Genomic DNA, 18999 nt, shown 5'->3' on the forward strand with positions numbered 1-18999 from the left:
TCCTGACCTTTACTCGGCTCGCTAGGACTTCACATCCACTCTAACCGTGTGGTAGCCGGTGGCTCCGCTCGGCGCGACGGGGGCCGACTCCTCGACTTGCGGTACGCCGTCGAGGGTGGTGGCCCGGACCTGGATCTCGTATTGTCCCGGCGTCAGCGGCAGACCCAGCTTCCACTGGTACCACGTGTCCTTGGAGATTCCCGGGGCCAGCTCGGCCTGGCGCCAGTCGCCGCGGTTGACCCGCAGCTCCACCTTCCCAATGCCCGTGTGCTGGGCCCACGCGACTCCCCCGAACACCACCGTCCCGGCCGTCACGCTGGTCCCGTCTCGCGGCACGTCAATCCGGGACGAGGTCTTGATGGGCCCGCGCGCGCTCCAGCCGCGGGGCGTCCAGTAGGCAACGTCGTCAGCGTAACGGGTCACTTTCAGCTCGGTGACCCATTTCGTGGCCGAGACGTAGCCGTACAGCCCGGGCACGATCAGCCGGACGGGGAATCCATGTTCCAGCGGGAGCGGTTCACCGTTCATTCCCACCACCAGCAGGGCGTCGCGGCTGTCCGTGAGGGCCTCGAGCGGAGTCCCGGCTGTCCAGCCGTCCGTGCTGCGGGAGAGCACCATGTCCGCCCCGGCCTTGGGGCCGGCCATGGCAAGCAGTTCGCGCACGGGCCAGCCGAGCCAGCGGGCGTTGCCGATCAGGTCCCCGCCCACCTGGTTGGAGACGCAGGCGATGGTCACGTGGCGTTCCGTCATAGGTTTGGCCAGGAGAGTGGCGAAGTCGAGCTCGACTTCGCGTTCCACCAGGCCCGTGACCTTCAGGGTCCATGCCTCCGGGTCAACCAGCGGGACGCGCAGGGCAGTGTCGATCCTGTAGAACTCCCTGTTCGGCGTCACGAGCGGGCTCAGGCCGCGGAGCCTGATCTCGGCTCCCGCCGGTACGGGCGGCGCGGGAGCGGCGGGTCCCGGGAGGACCAGCTTGCTGCGCACATCACTGACGACGGCGGCCGCTCCCCTGAGGGTGGAGGCGAGCACACCGGCGACGGCGGCAACCCCGGCGGTCCCGCCAAGGGCCAGCAGGAAACGGCGCCGCGCGGGCCCGGCGTCATTGGCTGCAGCGTCCTCATGCTGCGAGGCGGCTGGGGTTTCCAATGAGGCCGGCTCCGCCGCCGGGGTTCCGTCCCCGTCGGGTTTCCACTCCAACAGTTTCCGGATGAGCCACCGCAACAGTGCGATTCCCACCAGTGCCACGAGCACCGGGACGGGGATGGCGTTGGCGGTCAGGTCGGCCCGGCTCACCACGGCCACGAGGCCCACCGCGCCGAACACCGCGATGAGAATCACTCCGGCGAAACGGCGCCGCACTTCAAGGACGCCGGACAGGGCCGCGAGTGCGGCGATGACCAGCGACATGCCGACCAGGAGTGCCACCTTGTCCGCCGTGCCGAACACGGAGATAACCCACTCTTTGACGCCCGGCGGGACGGTATCGATTACGGCACCTCCCACGGCCGTCACGGGAGAAACCGTGGGGCTCACCAGGCTGGCCGCGAGCTCACCGAGCACCACCGCGGTCCCCACGGCCACCAGTCCGGCCCCGGCGGCCCACAGGTCCCGCGCCCGCCGGTCCCGGGTGCGCGGCTGTTGGGCTTGCGGTTGCCCGGTCGGTCCTGGCTGCCCCTGCGTTCCCCCTTGTTGCTGTTCCCTGCCGGCGACTGTTCCGTCCATTTCCTGCCCCTGCCCGTCAAAGCCAACGCCGCTGCTCACTGTGCCCGTCCCGCCCGGAGTTGTTCGTCCGCCGCGTCGCGCGGACTCCCGTCCTTTGCTCCCTCAGTAGCGGCTCTCGGTGCAGGTGCCACGCCGGCAGCTGGTGCGGCCGCAGCTGACTCTTGGCCGGCAGATCCCTGGCCCGGGAGCAGCAGCGAGAACCGGCATCCGCCGTCGACGTTTTCCACGGTGACGGTGCCCTGATGGGCACTGACTATTCCGGCGACAATGCTCAGGCCAAGCCCGGCGCCGCTGTAGCGCATGGCGCCTGCCGGCTCAGCCGGCCCGGGCACCAGGTCGCCGCCTATCGCGGCACCGTCCCCCACAGCACCGTCCACCACAACACCATCCACCACAGCGCCGTCCCCCACAGCACCGTCGTCCCCGGCGGCCCAACGGCCGGGCCGCTTCCGGGCCGGATCCTTCTGCCAGCCGGTCTCGAACACATGCGGCAGGTCTTCCTCGGGGATCCCGCCGCAGCCGTCGGTGACCGCGACCACGGCCCGGTCCCCCTGCCGGCCGACTTCCACGGTGACGCGGGAACCTGGGGCGCTGTGGACGATCGCGTTAAGCACCACATTCCGGATGGCGCGCCCCATCGACGGGCCGTCGGCCAGGGCCAGGCTCTCCCGCCGGCCGCCGCCGTCGAGCGTTATGCCGTGCTGCTGCGCCAGCGCGGCGAGATCGGCAATGGCGTCGCTGGCGAGGTCGTACAGGTCCAACGGCTCGGCCTTGAGCCGCATGGTTCCGGCGTGGATTTTCGACAGCTCCAGGAGGTCGTTGACCATGCCGGCCATGACGTCGGTCTGGGCGATGATCTTGCGGTAATAGGCGGGAACGTCCGCCGCCATGCCGTCCTCCAGGGCCTCGGTCATGGCCCGCATGCTCGCCAGCGGCGTCCGCAGGTCGTGGGAAATCCAGCTGACCAGCTCGCGGCGGGCGTTCTCGACGGCGGCCTCACGCTGCCGGGATGCCTCCAGCATTCGGCTGCTGGATTCGAGCTCGGCGGCGAGGGCGGCAAGTTCGTGGCTCATCACCGGGGATTGGATCCCGGGGCTCTCCCCGCGGCCGATGCTCCGGGCGGCGTCGGCCAGCGCCTTGGCGTTCCGGGAGACCCTTGATCCCAGCACGAGGGCGATCGAAACGGCAACCGCCGAGGCTACGGCCAGGACGTACCACATGACCTCGAGGTCCCGTGCCGAGATGAACATGGCGTTGAAGGCGCTGACCATTCCGGCCGTCAGGACCGCCACGGCGGCGAGCACCACCACGCAGATCTGGACCGCGAAGGATGCCCTGCGCAGCGATTTCAGGATGAGCAATGAGGCGGCCCCGATCACGGCTCCCCATGCCACGGCCCAGCCGATGATGATCAGGAGCTCAGAGGTCTGCACGGGCGGACTCTTCCTCGTCGCTGGGGTCCAGCCGGTAGCCCACGCCCCACACCGTTTTCAGCACGGAGGGGCGGGTGGGGTCGTCCTCGATCTTCTCCCGCAGCCTCCGCACGTGGACCGTCACCGTGGACAGGTCCCCGTAGTCCCAGCCCCAGACGGCCTTCATGAGTTCCTCTCGGCTGAAGACCTGCCGGGGACGGCGGAGCATGAAGGCCAGCAGATCGAACTCCCGGGCCGTCAGCGCCAAGGGCCTGCCATGGCGGGAAACCGTGCGCGCAGCCGGGCTGAGGTCGAAGCCGCCCACTTCGACGGAGGGCTCCGGGCTGAATTCGGGAATGCTCCGGCGCAGGACCGAGCGGACCCGCAGCACGAGCTCACGGGGCGAGAACGGCTTGGTGACGTAGTCGTCCGCGCCGGCTTCCAGGCCAAGGATGCGGTCATCCTCCGTCCCCAGCGCCGTGAGCATGATGACCGGGACACTGTGTGCCGCACGGAGCCGCCGGCAGACTTCCACGCCGTCCAGGCCCGGCAGCATCCGGTCCAGCAGCACCAGGTCCGGGCGGCGTTCGGCTGCGAGGCCCAGGGCCGTGAACCCATCGGCGGCGAGGACCACCTGGAATCCCGCCTGGACGAGGTAGTCGCGAACCACTCCGGCGATGGTCGGCTCGTCTTCGACGAGGAGGATGCGTCGGTGTTCCGTTGCGTCCGGGGCCGGCTGGGTGTTGTTCACGCTTCAAGCATAGGTTCGCGGCCGCGCCGCGGGCAGGGCTCCGGATCCCCGCAGGACATCCTTCCCGAACACGTAAGATTCGTGCCGTCATGCGGCTGTGACGTGGGCCGCGAGGTGGCGTAGCCTGACTCTATGACAGTTCAACTGGGTATGCCCCAGCCCCGCGCGGCAGGCAGTCCCGGAGCGGGGATGCCTCCTGCAACCTCACTGTCCGGGCGCCCGGAGGGCCTGCCTGCCGGGCTGGTGGATCGCTACGGCCGCCGCGCCACGGACATGCGCCTCTCACTGACGGACAAGTGCAATCTGCGCTGCACCTATTGCATGCCGGCCGAGGGCCTGGAGTGGTTGTCCAAGCAGGCGGTGATGTCCGCGGAGGAAATCGTCCGGATCGTGCGGATCGGCGTCGACATGCTCGGCGTACGTGAATTGCGGCTGACCGGCGGCGAGCCCCTGGTGCGCGCGGACCTGCTGGAGATCATCGGCGCGCTCCGCCAGGCCCACCCCGGGCTGCCGATCTCAATGACCACCAACGGCGTCGGCCTGGACAAGAAGGCCGCCGGACTCAAGGCTGCGGGACTCTCCAGGATCAACGTCTCACTGGATTCCCTGCACGAGGAAACTTTTGCGAAGCTGACCCGCCGCCCCTTCCTGAACAAGGTCCTCGCCGGCGTCGACGCCGCCTGGGCTGCAGGCCTGGGCCCGGTCAAGCTCAACGCTGTGCTCATGCGGGGGATCAACGACACCGAGTCCCCGGCCCTGCTGGCCTGGGCACTGGACCGCGGCTATGAACTGCGCTTCATCGAGCAGATGCCGCTGGACGCGGACCACGGCTGGACCCGACGGAACATGATCACCGCCGCGGAGATCCGCGAACTTCTCTCCGCCGACTACGTGCTCAGATCCGACCCGCGGGACCGCGACGGCGCCCCGGCGGAACGGTTCGAGGTCAGGGCCCGTGTTCCCGGCACCGACCAGGCCACCGGCCCCGTGCTCGGCACCGTGGGCATCATCGCCTCCGTCACGGAGCCGTTCTGTTCCGACTGCCGCCGCACGCGCATCACCGCCGAGGGCAAGATCATGAGCTGCCTGTTCTCACGCGAGGAAGTGGACCTGCTTGGCCTGCTGCGCGAGGGCGCAAGCGACGAACAGCTCGCCGAACGCTGGCAGGATGCCATGTGGATCAAGCCCAAGGCCCACGGCATGGACCACGTGGGCCTCGGCTCCCCCGACTTCGTCCAGCCGGACCGCAGCATGAGCGCCATCGGAGGCTGATTTTTTCGTGAACGTACGCTACTTCGCTGCGGCGCGCGCTGCCGCCGGCGTGGATGAGGAACGCTACGACCTCGCCGACGGCGACACCCTCGCTTCGCTGCTCGAGGCGATCCTCGCCGTCGAGCGCCCCGAACCGCCCGCCGGTACGCCGCCGCTGGCCCGCATCCTGTCCCGCTCCAGCTTCCTGCTCAACGAAGTTGCCGTGCGGGACCACGCCGCGGCGCTCAAGCCGGCCGACGTCGTGGACGTGCTGCCGCCGTTCGCCGGCGGGTAGGCGCAGCACGCCCAGGCTTTTCTGGGGTGTCGCGCGGGCCTGACCGGTCCTAGAGTGTGGCATATCCCCCGCGGGCGGCAAACACCAGTCAGGAGAGTGCCATGTTTACCTTGCAGATCGAGCATCAGGTCAAGGATTTCGGGATGTGGAAAGCGGCTTTCGACCGCGACCCGGTGAACCGCGCAGCATCCGGAGTCACTGCCTACCGCATCAGCCGCCCGGTGGACGACCCGCTCTATGTGGTGGTCGAGCTGGATTTCGAGCAGCGCGGTCAGGCAGAAGCCCTGTTAGCCAATCTTCGGGCGAAGGTCTGGAACTCCGACGACGCCGCCCCGGCCCTTCAGGGGGCTCCCAAGACCCGGATCCTCGAGGCCGCATCCTGAAGGCGCGGACCGGAGAACCCCCGGCCGCGAACCGGCCCGGAATAACCCACCCTAAAATCCGGCGCCGAGCCCGGCGCCGGAGCCCGGGGCTTCACGCCGGGATGGACGCGCCCTCAGCGACGCGGCGGCACACAGTGGTCATGAAGGGGGTGAAGTCGCTCGCCCTGCCCAGGCGGAGACCGGCAGCGTGCGTCAGTTCGCCGTCCTCCACCCGGAAGGTGTGCCGCGCGGTGCCGCGGTCACTGCGCCGTTCCACAGTCAACGTGCCGCCATCCACGCTGGCGCGCGCCGGCGCCTCGGGCGGCAGCCCCAGGCTGTTGACGTGGTACCAGAAGGTGTCGGGGTGGTCCGGATCCGACGTGAAGACACCGTGGCCTTCGGAACGGGTCCCGTCCGCATCCGTATGCCGGTAGCTCTGGGTGACGGCAAGCCCGGCAGCCGCCCGGGAAAAGATGATCTCGGTGTCCGCGCTGCGCGCCGGACCCCACGCGGTTGCCTCCCAGTGCGTGGTCCCCGTCCAATGGCCCAGGAACGCCTCAAGCGCCTCGCATGCACTGCCTGGCAGTGGCCGGTCCACAGTTTCTCCCATATGGAGTTCCTCCCGAGTGACCCCGCCACCATCATGACGCCGCGCCTGCTGTGGTGTAAAGACCGGCCGCGCCCCGACCGGCCGTGCCCAGTCGCGCTATACAGGGCCCACAGTGCAGCTATCGGCCCGGAATTACCTAGAGCCCAAACGTCTCGGTTTCCTCAAACGGGCCGACCACCGTGACGGTTCGCGGGGCGGCCGCGAGCTCACGGGCGAGCTCCTGGACCTCCGCTGCCGTGACGGCCTTGATCTGGCGGAGGGTTTCATCGATGTCCTGGTACTCGCCGGAGACCAGTTCCGCGCGGCCCAGCCGGGACATCCGGGAACCGGTGTCCTCCAGCGCCAGCACGATTCCGCCGCACAGCTGACCCACGGCCTTCCGGAGCTCCTCGTCGGAGATGCCGTCCGCAGCCAGCTTGTCCAGTTCGGCCCCGAGCAGCTCAACGACCTGCCGGACCTTCGACGGCGTGCATCCGGCGTACATGCCGAAGTAGCCGGCGTCGGCGTAGGAGGACGCGAACGAGTACGTCGAGTAGACGAGGCCGCGCTTTTCCCGGACCTCCTGGAAGAGCCGGGAGGACATGCCGCCGCCGAGGACGGCGTTGAGCACACTCATGACAAAGCGGCGGTCGTCCGTGGCGACAAGCGAGGGGCAACCCATGATGATGTTGGCCTGCTCCACCGGGCGCTTGACCACATGCAGGCCGGCCGTGCCGGTGATCGCAGCGCGCTCGGTGGAGCGGCGCTGCACGGGCGCGGCAGCGGCCTCAAGGTTCCAGCCGGCAGAGTGGAGGGCATCCACCACGAGCCCGCAGACGACGTCGTGGTCCAGCCCGCCGGCCGCGGTGACCACGAGCTCGTCGGGACGGTAGTAGCGGCGGTAGTGGTCCCACACCGAGTCGCGCGCCACGGCCCGGATCGCTGCCGGGGTGCCGCCGATGGGGCGCCCCAGCGGGTGCGTTCCCAGCACTGCGGCGACGAAGTTCTCGTGCGCGACGTCAGTGGGATCGTCGCTGTCCATGGCGATTTCCTCGAGGATGACGTCCCGCTCCTGCTCCATCTCCTGCGGGTCCAGGACGGCGCCGGTGATCATGTCAGCGATGACGTCGATCGCCATGGGAAGGTCCGTGTCCAGCACGCGGGCGAAGTAGCAGGTACTCTCCTTCGCGGTGGCGGCGTTCGATTCCCCGCCGACCTCGTCGAAGGCCGACGCGATCTCCAGCGCGGTGCGGCGCTTGGTGCCCTTGAAGAGCAGATGCTCCAAAAAGTGCGTGGAGCCGTGCTGGCCGGGAGCCTCGTCGCGGGAGCCCACCCCGACCCAGAAACCGATCGTGGCAGAGCGCTGGCCGGGCATCGCTTCGGTGAGCACGCGGACGCCGCCGGGCAGGACCGAGCGTCGCACCTCGGAACCGCCGTCGGCTCCGTGGATCAGGGTGTCAGCGTGCTGGTTCTGCTCTAGCGGCAGGGGGACGACAGTCATCAAGGCCTTTCATTGAACACGTGCCAAATCTGCCTGCAATCCTACCTTTAACAGCAGCGGGGCCGGTGGATGATCCACCGGCCCCGCTGTTTGACTCAGGAGAGACTACTCTGCGGCGTCCGCGGAGACCTCAGCGTTGTCTGCGTCCGCACCCTCAGCCACGACGGGTGAGAGGGAGAGCTTGCCGCGGTCGTCGATCTTGGTGATTTCCACCTGGATCTTCTGGCCCACGGAGACGACGTCCTCGACGTTGTCCACGCGCTTGCCGCCGGCGATCTTGCGCAGCTCGGAGATGTGCAGGAGGCCGTCCTTACCCGGGGTCAGGGAAACGAAGGCGCCGAAGGTGGTGGTCTTGACGACCGTGCCCAGGTAGCGCTCACCGATTTCCGGGATCTGCGGGTTGGCGATGGCGTTGATCGCGGACCGTGCTGCGTCGGCAGACGGGCCGTTGGTGGCGCCAATGTAGACAGTTCCGTCGTCCTCGATCGAGATGTCGGCTCCGGTGTCTTCCTGGATCTGGTTGATCATCTTGCCCTTCGGGCCGATGACCTCGCCGATCTTGTCTACCGGGATCTTGACCGCGATGACGCGCGGCGCGAACTCGGAGAGCTCGTCCGGGGTGTCGATCGCGGAGTTCAGGACGTCCAGGATGTGCAGGCGCGCTTCACGAGCCTGCTTCAGGGCGGCGGCCAGGACCGAGGCGGGGATGCCGTCGAGCTTCGTGTCCAGCTGGATGGCCGTGACGAACTCGGAGGTACCGGCAACCTTGAAGTCCATGTCGCCGAAGGCATCTTCGGCGCCGAGGATATCGGTCAGGGCGGCGTAGCGGGTCTGGCCGTCAACCTGGTCAGAGACCAGGCCCATGGCGATACCGGCAACGGCAGCCTTCAGCGGCACGCCTGCGTTGAGCAGGGACAGCGTGGAGGCGCAGACGGAACCCATCGACGTCGAACCGTTGGAGCTGAGAGCCTCAGACACCTGGCGGATGGCGTAAGGGAATTCCTCGCGGGAGGGCAGCACCGGCATGATGGCGCGCTCTGCGAGGGCACCGTGGCCGATTTCGCGGCGCTTCGGGGAACCGACGCGGCCGGTCTCGCCGGTGGAGTACGGCGGGAAGTTGTAGTTGTGCATGTAGCGCTTGCGCGTCACGGGAGACAGCGAGTCGATCTGCTGTTCCATCTTGAGCATGTTCAGCGTGGTGACACCCATGATCTGGGTCTCGCCGCGTTCGAAGATGGCCGAGCCGTGGACGCGGGGCAGAACCTCAACCTCGGCGGTGAGCTGGCGGATGTCCGTCAGGCCACGGCCGTCGATGCGGATCTGGTCCTTGAGGATGCGCTGGCGCACAACCTGCTTGGTGACGGAGCGGAAGGCTGCGGACAGCTCCTTCTCGCGGCCTTCGAACTGGCCGGCAAGGGAAGAGGTGACCTCGTCCTTGAGCTCGTCCGAAGCGGTGTCGCGTTCCTGCTTGTCGGCGATCTGGAAGACAGCGGCCAGCTTCTCGGCGGCAGCGGACTCCACAGCGGCGTAGACGTCGTCCTGGTAGTCCAGGAAGACCGGGAACTCGACGGTCGGCTTGGCGGCGCGTGCTGCCAGGTCGGACTGTGCTTCGCAGAGGGCCTTGATGAACGGCTTGGCAGCCTCGAGGCCTTCGGAGACAACCTCTTCGGTCGGGGCGGTGGCGCCCTGTTCCTTGATGAGGTTCCAGGAGTTGTCGGTGGCTTCGGCTTCAACCATCATGATGGCGACGTCGTCACCGGCGATGCGGCCGGCAACGACCATGTTGAAGACGGCGTTCTCGAGCTGGGAGTGCTTCGGGAACGCAACCCACTGCGAGCCGTTCTCGTCGGCAACGAGGGCAACGCGGACGCCGCCGATCGGGCCGGAGAAGGGCAGGCCGGAAAGCTGGGTGGACATCGAGGACGCGTTGATCGCGACGACGTCGTAGAGCTCGTCCGGGTTGATGGACAGCACGGTGACGACGATCTGGACCTCGTTGCGCAGGCCCTTGACGAACGCGGGGCGCAGCGGGCGGTCCATGAGGCGGCAGGCCAGGATGGCTTCCGTGGAGGGACGGCCTTCGCGGCGGAAGAACGAGCCCGGGATGCGGCCGGCGGCGTACATACGCTCTTCGACGTCGACAGTCAGCGGGAAGAAGTCGAAACCTTCACGCGGGTGCTTGCCGGCGGTGGTTGCGGACAGCAGCGCGGTCTCTTCGTCGATGTAGACCATCGCTGCGCCGGCTGCCTGCTTCGCAAGGCGGCCGGTTTCAAAGCGGATTACACGCTTGCCGAAGCGGCCATTGTCAATGACTGCTTCTGAGAACTGGATTTCGGGACCCTCCATAGAGAGTCACCTCCGTTTCATGGTTCACGGAGCCCAGCCGCATCAACCCAGTCCAGCATCTGTCTACTGGCCTGCACTGCACCCGGTCATCGATCGAGACCCACGGGCCGGGCCTCATTCCTTGAGGCCGTTCCCGGGGATCACTACCGAGGACCGCGAATGCGTGATGCGGTTGATCCTCCTGTTTAGTTTTTTCCTGAAGAAGGCGGCCCTTTCCGGTCCGGAAGGGGCCGCCCCTTAAAGCTGACTAGCGACGCAGGCCGAGGCGCTCGATGAGCTGACGGTAGCGGGTGATGTCAGTGTTCTTGAGGTAGGTGAGCATGCGCTTGCGACGACCAACCATGGCCAGCAGACCGCGCTGGGTGTGGTAATCGTGCTTGTGCTCCTTCATGTGCTCAGTGAGATCCTTGATCCGCTGAGTCAGGACTGCAACCTGGACCTCCGGCGAACCGGTGTCGCCCTCGGACGTTGCGAAATCCTTGATGATGGACTGCTTTACAGCGGCTTCAAGTGCCACAATAACTCCTAGAGATGTGCCGTGAGGCCCGAATCAGTAATTCACTGCCGGGGGTGCCGTCCCGGAATCCCCCGCCGAAGCCGGGCATTCCGTACACAACAGGAGCCAGCCGCCACGGACTGCAGCCGGATCCAACGTTCAGTTTAGTGGCACGTCCGTGGTCTTGTCGAAACTGCCAGCCGCGCCGGCCGCGCCGCCCTGGGATGCGTCTCCGCTTTCCTGGCCCGAAAGCAGCTCCCGGATCGCGGCGACGCCGCGGTACACCTCCGCATAGGAGGTGCTCAGGGGTGACAGCCCGATCCTGATGCCTTGCGGGGCACGGAAATCGGGAATCACATCCTGATCCCACAACACGGCCGTCATTTCACGGAAGGCAGGGTGGTCCACCGTCACGTGGCTGCCGCGCAGTGCCGGGTCCCGCGGGGTGGACAGCTGCACACCGGCCGGTGCCAGCCAGGCGTCGAAGAGTTCGAGGGCATAGGCCGTGAGCAGCTGTGACTTCTCCCGGAGGCCAGCCATCCCCGCTTCCTCGATCAGGTCCAGGGTGCCGCGCATGGCGAGCATGCCGAAAATGGCCGGGGTGCCGCTGAGGAAGCCCCGGATGCCGGGGGCGGCCTCGTAGCCGGGACCCATTTCGAACGCGTCCTTGCGTCCCATCCAGCCCCAGATCGGCTGCTGAAGTCCGGCCAGGTGCCGGGTGTTGACGTAGGCGAACGCGGGCGATCCCGGTCCCCCGTTCAGGTACTTGTACGTGCAGCCGGCCGCGAAGTCGACGTCGGCGTCGTCCAAAGCGATCTCCACCGACCCGGCGGAGTGGCACAGGTCCCACACCACCAGGGCGCCGGCGTCGTGGACTGCCGCGGTGATAGCCGGAAGGTCCGCGAGGAAACCGGAGCGGTAGGCAATCTGGCTCAGGACCACGACGGCGGTGGCCGGGCCCGTGGCGGCCCGCACCTGCTCGACCGTGACACCGGAGGCGGGATCGGCGTCGATCCAGCGCAGGGTCAGGCCTTCTTCGCGCGCGATTCCCTCCACCAGGTACCGGTCGGTGGGGAAATTGTCCGTGTCCAGGACGATTTCCGTCCGCGCCGGATCCGTCACAGCTGCCAGGGCGGCGCGGATGAGCTTGTACAGCACCACGGTGGTGGAATCGGCAATGATGGTCTGCCCGGGCGCCGCGCCGAGCACTGCGCGGCCGAGCTGGTCGCCGATGGCCTGGGGCAGTTCGAGCCATTCCTCGTCCCAGCCCCGGATCAGGCGGCCGCCCCAGCTGTCCTGGATGAAGCTGCTGATGTCCGTGACGGTCCGCTTGAGCGGCCGGCCCAGGGAGTTGCCGTCAAGGTAGGACAAATCCGTGTCCGTGCCGACGAAGTGGTCGCGGTAGCCGGCCAGCGGATCGGCGGCGTCGAGATCGAGGGCGCGCTGCCACAGATTGTCCGTTGCGTCGGTGCCGGCGGAGATGCTCACTGGCCGATCTCCGTCCGCACGGCGAAGAGCTCAGGGAAAAAGGTCAGCTCGAGGGCCTTCTGCAGGAACGCGGCACCGCTGGATCCGCCGGTGCCGGCCTTCATGCCGATGGTGCGCTGGACGGTGCGCAGGTGGCGGAAACGCCACAGCTGGAAATTGTCCTCAAGGTCCACGAGTTCCTCGCAAGCCTCGTACGCGCCCCAGTTGTCGGCGGCGTTTTCGTAGATGTACTTGAACACCGGGACGAGCTCAGGGCAGAACTCGTGGGCCTTGGTGACGTCGCGCTCCAGCACGGAGGCCGGGACGTCAAAGCCCTGGCGCTTGAGATACGCGAGGAAATCGTCGTAGATGCTGGGGGCTTCGAGCAGTTCGCGCAGCATCCCGTGGGCCTCGGGGTCCGATTCGAACACCGGGAGCATCTTGGCGTTCTTGTTGCCCAGAAGGAACTCGACCGCGCGGTACTGGCTGGACTGGAATCCGGACGAGTTGCCGAGGAAGCCGCGGAACTGGGAGTACTCGGTAGGTGTCAGGGTGGCCAGCACGGACCATTGCTCGGTGAGCGTCTTCTGGATGTGCTTGACCCGGGCGATCGCCTTCAGGGCGGACCCGAGGTCGTCCGATCGCAGCCAGGCGGCAGCGCTGCGAAGCTCATGCAGTACCAGCTTCAGCCACAGCTCCGTGGTCTGGTGCTGGATGATGAACAGCATCTCGTCGTGGTGTTCCGGAGTGCTGACCGGCTGCTGGGCGCTGAGCAGGGTGGGCAACTGCAGGTACGACGCGTAGCTCATGCGCGTGCTGAAGTCCCGGACAATGTCCTGGTCCAGTTCCCTCGTGTTCTTCTCGATGGTCACGTCTCTTGCCTTCCTTGCCAAGTGGCTGTGAATCAGCGCGGCTTCAGTGAGTGGGAACACGCCAGCGCGGGGTTTGGTGTCGTTCGGGCCGGTTGTCAGCGGGCGAACAGGATGTCGTGCGCCTGGACGACGTCCAGGCGCATCTGATCCACCAATGCCTCAGGCCCACGGTACGCCACCATGCCCCGGAGCCTGGTGACAAATTCCACCACAACTGTCTGGTCGTACAGATCAAATTCGTCGGGGGACTCTTCCGGGCGGTCGATCACATGGGCCTCAACCTGACGGCTCACGCCGTCGAACGTGGGGTTGGAGCCCACGGAGATGGCGGCAGGCCAGCGGGTGCCCGCCTGGTCGACGAGCCAGCCGGCGTAGATCCCGTCGGCGGGAATGTACCCGCTGGCCGTCGGGGCGAGGTTTGCCGTGGGGAAGCCGAGGTCGCGGCCGCGTGCGGCACCGTGCACCACCTCGCCGCGCATCCGGTGCGGCCTGCCCAGCACCGCAGCGGCGGTGGCAACGTCGCCCTCGCGCAGGGCCTCACGGACCCACGTGGACGAGCAGCGGCGGTCCGTCCCGTCGTCGTCGTGGATGGGGAAGCCTTCAGAGCCGAACTCGCTGATGACCAGCACCTCGAAACCGAGCTTCCGCCCCAGCTCCTGCATGGTGGAGAGGTCCCCGGAATTGCCGCGGCCGAACCGGGCGTCGTGGCCGACCACCACGTGGCTTGCCTTCAGGCCGTCCACCAGGACCGCGGCGGCAAATTCTTCAGGGGTCAGGCTGGCGAGTTCCATCGAGTACTTCATCACCAGCACGGCATCGAGGCCGAGCTCGCCCAGGGCCACCAGCTTGTCCTCCAGCCCCATGATCAGCTCGGGAGCCGACTCGGGACGGTGCACTTGCGCCGGGTGCGGATCGAAGGTGATCGCGACGGCGCGGGCGTGGTTCAATCGGGCGGTGCGGATCAGCTGCGACAGCACCTGCTGGTGGCCGCGGTGCACGCCGTCGAAATTGCCGAAAGTGACAACCGAAGGACCAAAGTCCGCCGGGACTTCGGACAGATCGTTCCAGATGTGGACCATCAACCTCGCCTTTTGCTGCCTGCCATGAACTCCCCCGGAGCGACCGTGCCGGCTCCGGAACTCTCTAAGATTACCCGCATTCCGGGCCGCTCCCGGACGGTTCGTAGGCTTCCGGGCAGCCTCGCCCGGGGACACCCTGCGGGACCGCGATGTAGGGGCGGCAGGTCGACCGTGTCCGGGCAGGTGCTGACTATCGCCCGAGCAACAGCCTCCGCTGGCTGTCCCGGACCGCGTGATTCCGCCAGTTCCGCCAGTGCAGCAGGACGGCGGCGAGGATCAGGGGGACGTGGATTCCGGGCAGCGTCCTCGCGAACCACCGCGGGAGGTAGATGTCCGTGACCGAGCCGTCGCTGTCCCCGAGGTCCTGGGCGACAGCGGTCAGCGGGCAGCGAAAGCCATTGGCGGCGAAGATCACCGTTTCGCCCGCGACCACGACGGCGGCCACGCCTGTCTTCCGGTCGGTGCGGCCCCTGACTCCGGTGTACAGGACGTAGGCCATGCAGGCCTCGATCGTGAACCAGGCAATGGTGTGAATCGACTTCACAACCCGCAGCAGCAGACGGCGATGGTCCATGTCTTCACCCTAGGCGCGCAGAGGTGTGCGTGGTTCAGAGACTTTCGGCCCGGCTGGGCCAGGGAGCGACGCCGTCACCAACCACCGCGCGTCGGCGTATGTCCCGTTCGGGCATCGTCGGGCATTGCCAATTCGGCACGCAGGCCCAGGAGTCGGATCGGACGGCCCGCCTCGATTCCGGCTGCGAGGTCCAAGGCCCGTGCGAGGATTTCGTTCCGGTCGAAGGTCTCGGGAATCTTCCTCGCGTGGGTCTTGGTGACGAACGGCGCGTACCGAACCTTGAGGGTCAGCCCAACCACGGGCCGTCCTTCGGCCACAACGTCCTCAAGGACATGCGCTGTCAGCTCCCTCAAGGCGTCGTCCACCTGGACGGGCTCGGTGAGGTCGCGCTGGAAGGTGGTCTCCCGGCTATGCCCGCGGGCAACCCACGGGGTGTCGTCCACGACGCTGGCGCCGTCCCCGCGTCCGAGCTCCGCGTACCAAGGACCCATCTTGGGGCCGAACTCCGGGACCAGGTCCTGGGGGTCGGACGCGGCGAGCTCGGCGACTGTGTTGATGCCGAGTTTGGCCAGCCGGCCCGACACTTTGGTTCCGACGCCCCACAGGTCCTTGGTGGGCCGGCTGCCCATGACGTCGAGCCAGTTCCCGGAAGTGAGGCGGAAGACGCCGGCCGGCTTGCCGAAACCGGTGGCCACCTTGGCCCGGACCAAGGTGTCGCCGATGCCCACGCTGCAATGCAGCTGCGTTCGCTCCAGGACAGCGGCCTGCACCTGCCGGGCGTAGGCTTCCGGATTCTCTGTCTCCGTGCCTACAAAGGCTTCATCCCAACCCAGCACCTGCACGGTGGCGCCGGGCTGCGCGCGCAGGGTAGCCATCACCGTTTCAGACGCCGCCAGGTAAGCCTCGTGGTCGACGGGCAGGATCACGGCGTCGGGCACTTTCCGGGCCGCAATGCGTAAGGGCATTCCAGAACCCACACCGAACGCCCTGGCCTCGTAGGACGCGGTCGACACCACAGCTCGTTCCGTGGGGTCGCCCCGACCGCCGACAATGATCGGCTTGCCCGCAAGCTCCGGCCGCCGGAGCACTTCGACCGCCGCGATGAACTGGTCGAGATCGACGTGCAGCACCCATCGGATTCCGCTCACGCCACCAGTCTGCCCTAAACATTCCTGGCAAGCATCGGTTCTCCACCGGGCTTGGCCGCGGAGCCGGCGGCCTCCTGGCCTTCTTTGAAATCCAGCGCCGCCGACGACCTGCACCGCACCTGTGCCGAGTGTGGCGCGGTCCGCGCCAAGTAAAGGGAACGGACGAGTCCAGGGTGATGGCCGCCCGGCCACTCGTACTGCATCGAGCGCGAGGGATAGGTGGGGTTTGCTTCTCGGGCTTCGAGGTTCCGGGCAACGGAGGGCGCGGTTCCTTTCACGGCAGTGGTTCGATCCATCTGCCGTGCCGCAACACGCCGGCGAGGGTTAATTCGGAATCGACGACGACAATGTCGGCCCGCATATCTTTGTGAAGGTCGCCGACATGCCCGGACAGGCCGAGAACTGATGCCGGGACGGCGCTGGCTGACCGGACCGCGTCCTGCAGTGATACTCCTGCTGCTACGGTGGCCCTGACCACGTCAAGGAGGGTTGCGGTTCCGCCGGCAATCGCGCCGGTGCTGTCGAGCCGGGCGACCCCCTCGTGTACGGTGACGGCCAGGTTTCCCAGCCGGTAACGTCCGTCCTGCAGGCCCGTGGCCGCCATGGAATCAGTGACGAGGGCAATATTCTCAGCACCGACGAGGTCGAACATCATCCGGACGGTATCCGCGGCGAGGTGGACGCCGTCGGCGATGAGTTCAATGACGGCCCTGCCGGCGTGCGCTTCGCTGAGACTGGCGGCCACCGGACCGGGTGAGCGGTGATGCAGCGCCGGCATGGCGTTGAACAGGTGCGTCACCGTGGGTCGCCGGGGAACCGGGTTCCCCTGGCGGTGTCCGGCCCGCCGCAGGCCGAGGGCCGCGCGGCCGAGGAACCCGGCCGCGGTCGCCGTGTCTGCTGCGGTGTGGCCCAGAGAGGGAACCACTCCGCTGGCCGTGAGCTGGTCGACCAGGCGCTGGGCGCCTGGAAGTTCGGCTGCGCAGGTCAGGGAGACAAGACTGGTCCCCGCCGCCGCCAGCAGTTCACCCATCAGAGCGGGATCGGGATCCCGTAGCAGGGCGGGATCGTGGGCTCCGTGGTGGTGCGGGGACAGGAAGGGGCCTTCCAGATGTGACCCGGCGATGAGTCCTTCCTCTGCCACGGGGCGTAAGGCGTCGAGATTCCGGAGCAGGTCGTGGGTGGAGGCGGTCACGAGGCTGGCCAGCAGCGTCGTGGTTCCGCGGCGGTGCAGGAATCGGGCTGCCGAGCGTGCCGCGGCCGCCGAGCCTTCGGAAAAATCGGATCCTGCGGCGCCGTGGCAGTGCAGGTCCACGAGGCCCGGCAGCAGGGTGTACCGGCCGTCCCGCGCCGGGCGGTTCTGCTCCAGATCAGCAATTCCGGGGAATGCCGAAGCCGGTCCGACGTAGCTGATGCGGTCACCGGCCACGGCGATCACGCCGTCGTCGATGGCCAGGCTACCGGTGACGATGCGGCCACGAAGCGTCACGACCTCATTCACCATGTTCAGTGATCCTGTCCGCGGTCCGCAGCGCTGCCGCGATGCCCGCTGCGAGTTCCGGGTCCATCGCCTCCGGCCGGACGCCGGCGCCCGTATCCAGGGGAGATGCGGGCCGCGGGCGCGCCGATGAGTGCACCGCATGCACTCCTGCTGTCACGAGCCGCGGCACGATGTCCACAGTCACTCCGCCGCCAGCCATGATCTGTACTCCCGGCGCGTGGTCCCGTCCGAGTTCCACGAGCCGAGCCAACATTCCGATCCCCTGTGTGCAGTCGGTTCCGCCGCCGCTGGTGAGCACCCGGTTCACGCCGGCGTCTTCGAGCCGCCCGAGCGCGTCGGCGGGGTTCGCGCCGGCGGCCAGTGCGGCGTCGAATGCGCGGTGGAAGGTCAGCTGTGCGGCGGGCTTTTGGGCACGCGCGACGGCGACAATCCGGGTGAGCGCGACGGCGTCCGGTCCGCCGTCGGGTGCCAGGGCGCCGACCACGACGCCGGCCGCCCCTGCCCGCAGCACCGCCACCACGTCACGTTCGATGATCCGGAGCTCCTCGGGTGTGTAGGCGAACCCTCCCGGCCGGGGCCGGACGAGGACATGGACGGGCAGCCCGGCCTCGCACGCCATGTCCACCATCCGCATGTCAGGGGTGATGCCGCCCGTCGCGATGAGCGCGGCGCACAGCTCGACGCGCGTGGCGCCGACGGCCGCGGAGATCCGCATCCCGGTGACGTCTTCGACGGCGAACTCGAGGTCCGGCACAGGGCGCAGCTCCCCGGCGGCCGCGTCGTTCAGAAGCCCCGCTGTGCCGGCTTCCGCGCCGCTCAGAAGCCCTGCCATGCCGGCTTCCGTCCCAACGTGTAGTGGTAGTACTCGGTGTGGGCGAGCTTGGACGCTGCCGGCGTGTCCAGGAGAACGGTCACGTGTGGATGGAGCTGGAGAGCCGAGGCGGGGCAGATAGCGGCGACCGGCCCCTCAACAGCCGCCGCAACGGCGTCGGCCTTCGCCTCGCCCAGCCCGAGTAGGAGAAGATGTCGGGCTTGCCGAATCGTTCCAAGACCCTGGGTGAGTACGTGCTCCGGGACCTCGTCGAGGCCAGCGAAGAAGCGTGCGTTGTCGCGGCGGGTCTGGGCGGTGAGCGTTTTGATGCGGGTCCGTGACGCGAGGGACGACATGGGCTCGTTGAAGCCGATGTGCCCGTCGGTGCCGATGCCGAGGATCTGAACATCCACACCTCCGGCTGCAGAGATACTCGCGTCGTACCGGGCGGCCTCCGCCGCCGGGTACGATGCGCCGTCGAGTCCGTGCACGGCGTCGGCGGGGAAATCCACGCTGTCCGTGAATTCGCGCCGGATCACCGAGTGGTAGGACTCGGGGTGGCTGGCTGGCAGTCCGACGTACTCGTCGAGGAGGAACGCCTGGGCGGCGGCGAAGCTCAGCCCGTCGCGGCGGTGGCGGTCGATAAGTTCGCGGTAGGTCCCGAGGGGCGTCGAGCCGGTCGCGAGGCCCAAGACGGACGGACCGCTGCGGAGGCGCTCCTCGATGATGTCCGCTGCGGTGTGGGCGACGTCATCCGCGCCGGGAAGGATGATGATTTCCATGCTGGGGTGTACTCCCTGTGGCTGTCAGTGCGGGTGGGCTGTG

General features: G+C 67.8%; 18 protein-coding genes. 3 read left to right on the plus strand and 15 right to left on the minus strand.

The window, feature by feature from the left end; translation table 11 throughout:
• Positions 1-21 precede the first annotated feature (21 nt).
• Genes LQV16_RS06005 through LQV16_RS06015 form a run of 3 tightly spaced genes read right to left on the minus strand, consistent with a single transcriptional unit; the run spans position 22 to position 3885 of the window.
• Entirely contained in the window at positions 22-1722 is a 1701-nt protein-coding gene (locus LQV16_RS06005) for a molybdopterin-dependent oxidoreductase (RefSeq protein WP_229992991.1), read from the minus strand.
• 35 nt (positions 1723-1757) lie between these two features.
• Positions 1758-3155, minus strand: a complete 1398-nt coding sequence (locus LQV16_RS06010) for a HAMP domain-containing sensor histidine kinase (RefSeq protein ID WP_229992992.1) — start codon at positions 3153-3155, stop codon at positions 1758-1760.
• Positions 3142-3885, minus strand: a complete 744-nt coding sequence (locus LQV16_RS06015) for a response regulator transcription factor (RefSeq protein WP_229992993.1) — start codon at positions 3883-3885, stop codon at positions 3142-3144. Before LQV16_RS06015 ends, LQV16_RS06010 begins: the two co-directional genes overlap by 14 nt.
• 132 nt (positions 3886-4017) lie before the next feature.
• Here LQV16_RS06015 and moaA point away from each other — a divergent pair, with 132 nt between their 5' ends.
• The 3 genes from moaA (at position 4018) to LQV16_RS06030 (ending at position 5814) form a co-directional block, all read left to right on the plus strand.
• The gene (gene moaA, locus LQV16_RS06020; RefSeq protein ID WP_229992994.1) at positions 4018-5157 is read left to right on the plus strand and encodes a GTP 3',8-cyclase MoaA; all 1140 of its coding nucleotides are present in this window, start codon (positions 4018-4020) and stop codon (positions 5155-5157) included.
• A gap of 7 nt (positions 5158-5164) precedes the next feature.
• Entirely contained in the window at positions 5165-5431 is a 267-nt protein-coding gene (locus tag LQV16_RS06025) for a MoaD/ThiS family protein (protein WP_229992995.1), read from the plus strand.
• A gap of 101 nt (positions 5432-5532) precedes the next feature.
• Entirely contained in the window at positions 5533-5814 is a 282-nt protein-coding gene (locus LQV16_RS06030) for a hypothetical protein (protein ID WP_229992996.1), read from the plus strand.
• Positions 5815-5905: 91 nt separating this feature from the next.
• Here the strand turns inward: LQV16_RS06030 and LQV16_RS06035 are convergent, their stop codons facing one another.
• The 12 genes from LQV16_RS06035 to nagB form a co-directional block, all read right to left on the minus strand.
• Entirely contained in the window at positions 5906-6403 is a 498-nt protein-coding gene (locus LQV16_RS06035; RefSeq protein WP_229992997.1) for a DUF1579 domain-containing protein, read from the minus strand.
• A 136-nt stretch (positions 6404-6539) separates the two neighbouring features.
• Positions 6540-7883 carry a pitrilysin family protein gene (locus LQV16_RS06040; protein ID WP_229992998.1) on the minus strand — a complete coding sequence of 448 codons (1344 nt, stop codon included), beginning with the start codon at positions 7881-7883 and terminating at the stop codon, positions 6540-6542.
• Between the two features lie 105 nt (positions 7884-7988).
• Entirely contained in the window at positions 7989-10229 is a 2241-nt protein-coding gene (locus LQV16_RS06045; RefSeq protein ID WP_229992999.1) for a polyribonucleotide nucleotidyltransferase, read from the minus strand.
• A gap of 247 nt (positions 10230-10476) precedes the next feature.
• Positions 10477-10746, minus strand: a complete 270-nt coding sequence (gene rpsO, locus LQV16_RS06050; RefSeq protein ID WP_120953920.1) for a 30S ribosomal protein S15 — start codon at positions 10744-10746, stop codon at positions 10477-10479.
• 138 nt (positions 10747-10884) lie between these two features.
• Positions 10885-12213, minus strand: coding sequence for a kynureninase (gene kynU, locus LQV16_RS06055; protein WP_229993000.1), 1329 nt, complete (start codon positions 12211-12213; stop codon positions 10885-10887).
• On the minus strand, positions 12210-13064 hold the full coding sequence (gene kynA / locus LQV16_RS06060) for a tryptophan 2,3-dioxygenase (RefSeq protein WP_229993001.1): 855 nt from the start codon (positions 13062-13064) through the stop codon (positions 12210-12212). Before kynA ends, kynU begins: the two co-directional genes overlap by 4 nt.
• Before the next feature lie 95 nt (positions 13065-13159).
• Positions 13160-14143: a bifunctional riboflavin kinase/FAD synthetase gene (locus LQV16_RS06065; RefSeq protein WP_229993002.1), complete on the minus strand. Its 984-nt coding sequence runs from the start codon at positions 14141-14143 to the stop codon at positions 13160-13162.
• Between the two features lie 190 nt (positions 14144-14333).
• Positions 14334-14717: a hypothetical protein gene (locus tag LQV16_RS06070; protein ID WP_229993003.1), complete on the minus strand. Its 384-nt coding sequence runs from the start codon at positions 14715-14717 to the stop codon at positions 14334-14336.
• Between the two features lie 74 nt (positions 14718-14791).
• Positions 14792-15847 (minus strand): DNA polymerase IV, encoded by a 1056-nt coding sequence (locus LQV16_RS06075; RefSeq protein WP_229993026.1) that lies wholly within the window; start codon positions 15845-15847, stop codon positions 14792-14794.
• Positions 15848-16139: 292 nt separating this feature from the next.
• Positions 16140-17366 (minus strand): amidohydrolase family protein, encoded by a 1227-nt coding sequence (locus tag LQV16_RS06080; protein WP_229993004.1) that lies wholly within the window; start codon positions 17364-17366, stop codon positions 16140-16142.
• Positions 17356-18195, minus strand: coding sequence for a copper homeostasis protein CutC (locus tag LQV16_RS06085; protein WP_229993005.1), 840 nt, complete (start codon positions 18193-18195; stop codon positions 17356-17358). Before LQV16_RS06085 ends, LQV16_RS06080 begins: the two co-directional genes overlap by 11 nt.
• Entirely contained in the window at positions 18180-18956 is a 777-nt protein-coding gene (nagB, locus tag LQV16_RS06090) for a glucosamine-6-phosphate deaminase (RefSeq protein ID WP_229993006.1), read from the minus strand. The genes LQV16_RS06085 and nagB overlap by 16 nt, the downstream gene beginning before the upstream one ends.
• Positions 18957-18999: the final 43 nt, after the last annotated feature.

The sequence above is a fragment of the Arthrobacter sp. Bi26 genome (assembly GCF_918697925.1).
In the GTDB taxonomy this organism is placed as follows: domain Bacteria; phylum Actinomycetota; class Actinomycetes; order Actinomycetales; family Micrococcaceae; genus Arthrobacter.

Excerpts from the sequence above, each read along its gene's own strand:
- LQV16_RS06065 (WP_229993002.1), bottom strand. The coding sequence starts at position 14,143 with ATGGTCCACATCTGGAACGATCTGTCCGAAGTCCCGGCGGACTTTGGT.
- LQV16_RS06080 (WP_229993004.1), bottom strand. The coding sequence starts at position 17,366 with ATGGTGAATGAGGTCGTGACGCTTCGTGGCCGCATCGTCACCGGTAGC.
- LQV16_RS06030 (WP_229992996.1), top strand. The coding sequence starts at position 5,533 with ATGTTTACCTTGCAGATCGAGCATCAGGTCAAGGATTTCGGGATGTGG.
- LQV16_RS06005 (WP_229992991.1), bottom strand. The coding sequence starts at position 1,722 with ATGGACGGAACAGTCGCCGGCAGGGAACAGCAACAAGGGGGAACGCAG.
- LQV16_RS06070 (WP_229993003.1), bottom strand. The coding sequence starts at position 14,717 with ATGGACCATCGCCGTCTGCTGCTGCGGGTTGTGAAGTCGATTCACACC.
- moaA (WP_229992994.1), top strand. The coding sequence starts at position 4,018 with ATGACAGTTCAACTGGGTATGCCCCAGCCCCGCGCGGCAGGCAGTCCC.
- nagB (WP_229993006.1), bottom strand. The coding sequence starts at position 18,956 with ATGGAAATCATCATCCTTCCCGGCGCGGATGACGTCGCCCACACCGCA.
- LQV16_RS06045 (WP_229992999.1), bottom strand. The coding sequence starts at position 10,229 with ATGGAGGGTCCCGAAATCCAGTTCTCAGAAGCAGTCATTGACAATGGC.
- LQV16_RS06035 (WP_229992997.1), bottom strand. The coding sequence starts at position 6,403 with ATGGGAGAAACTGTGGACCGGCCACTGCCAGGCAGTGCATGCGAGGCG.
- LQV16_RS06085 (WP_229993005.1), bottom strand. The coding sequence starts at position 18,195 with ATGGCAGGGCTTCTGAGCGGCGCGGAAGCCGGCACAGCGGGGCTTCTG.
- LQV16_RS06040 (WP_229992998.1), bottom strand. The coding sequence starts at position 7,883 with ATGACTGTCGTCCCCCTGCCGCTAGAGCAGAACCAGCACGCTGACACC.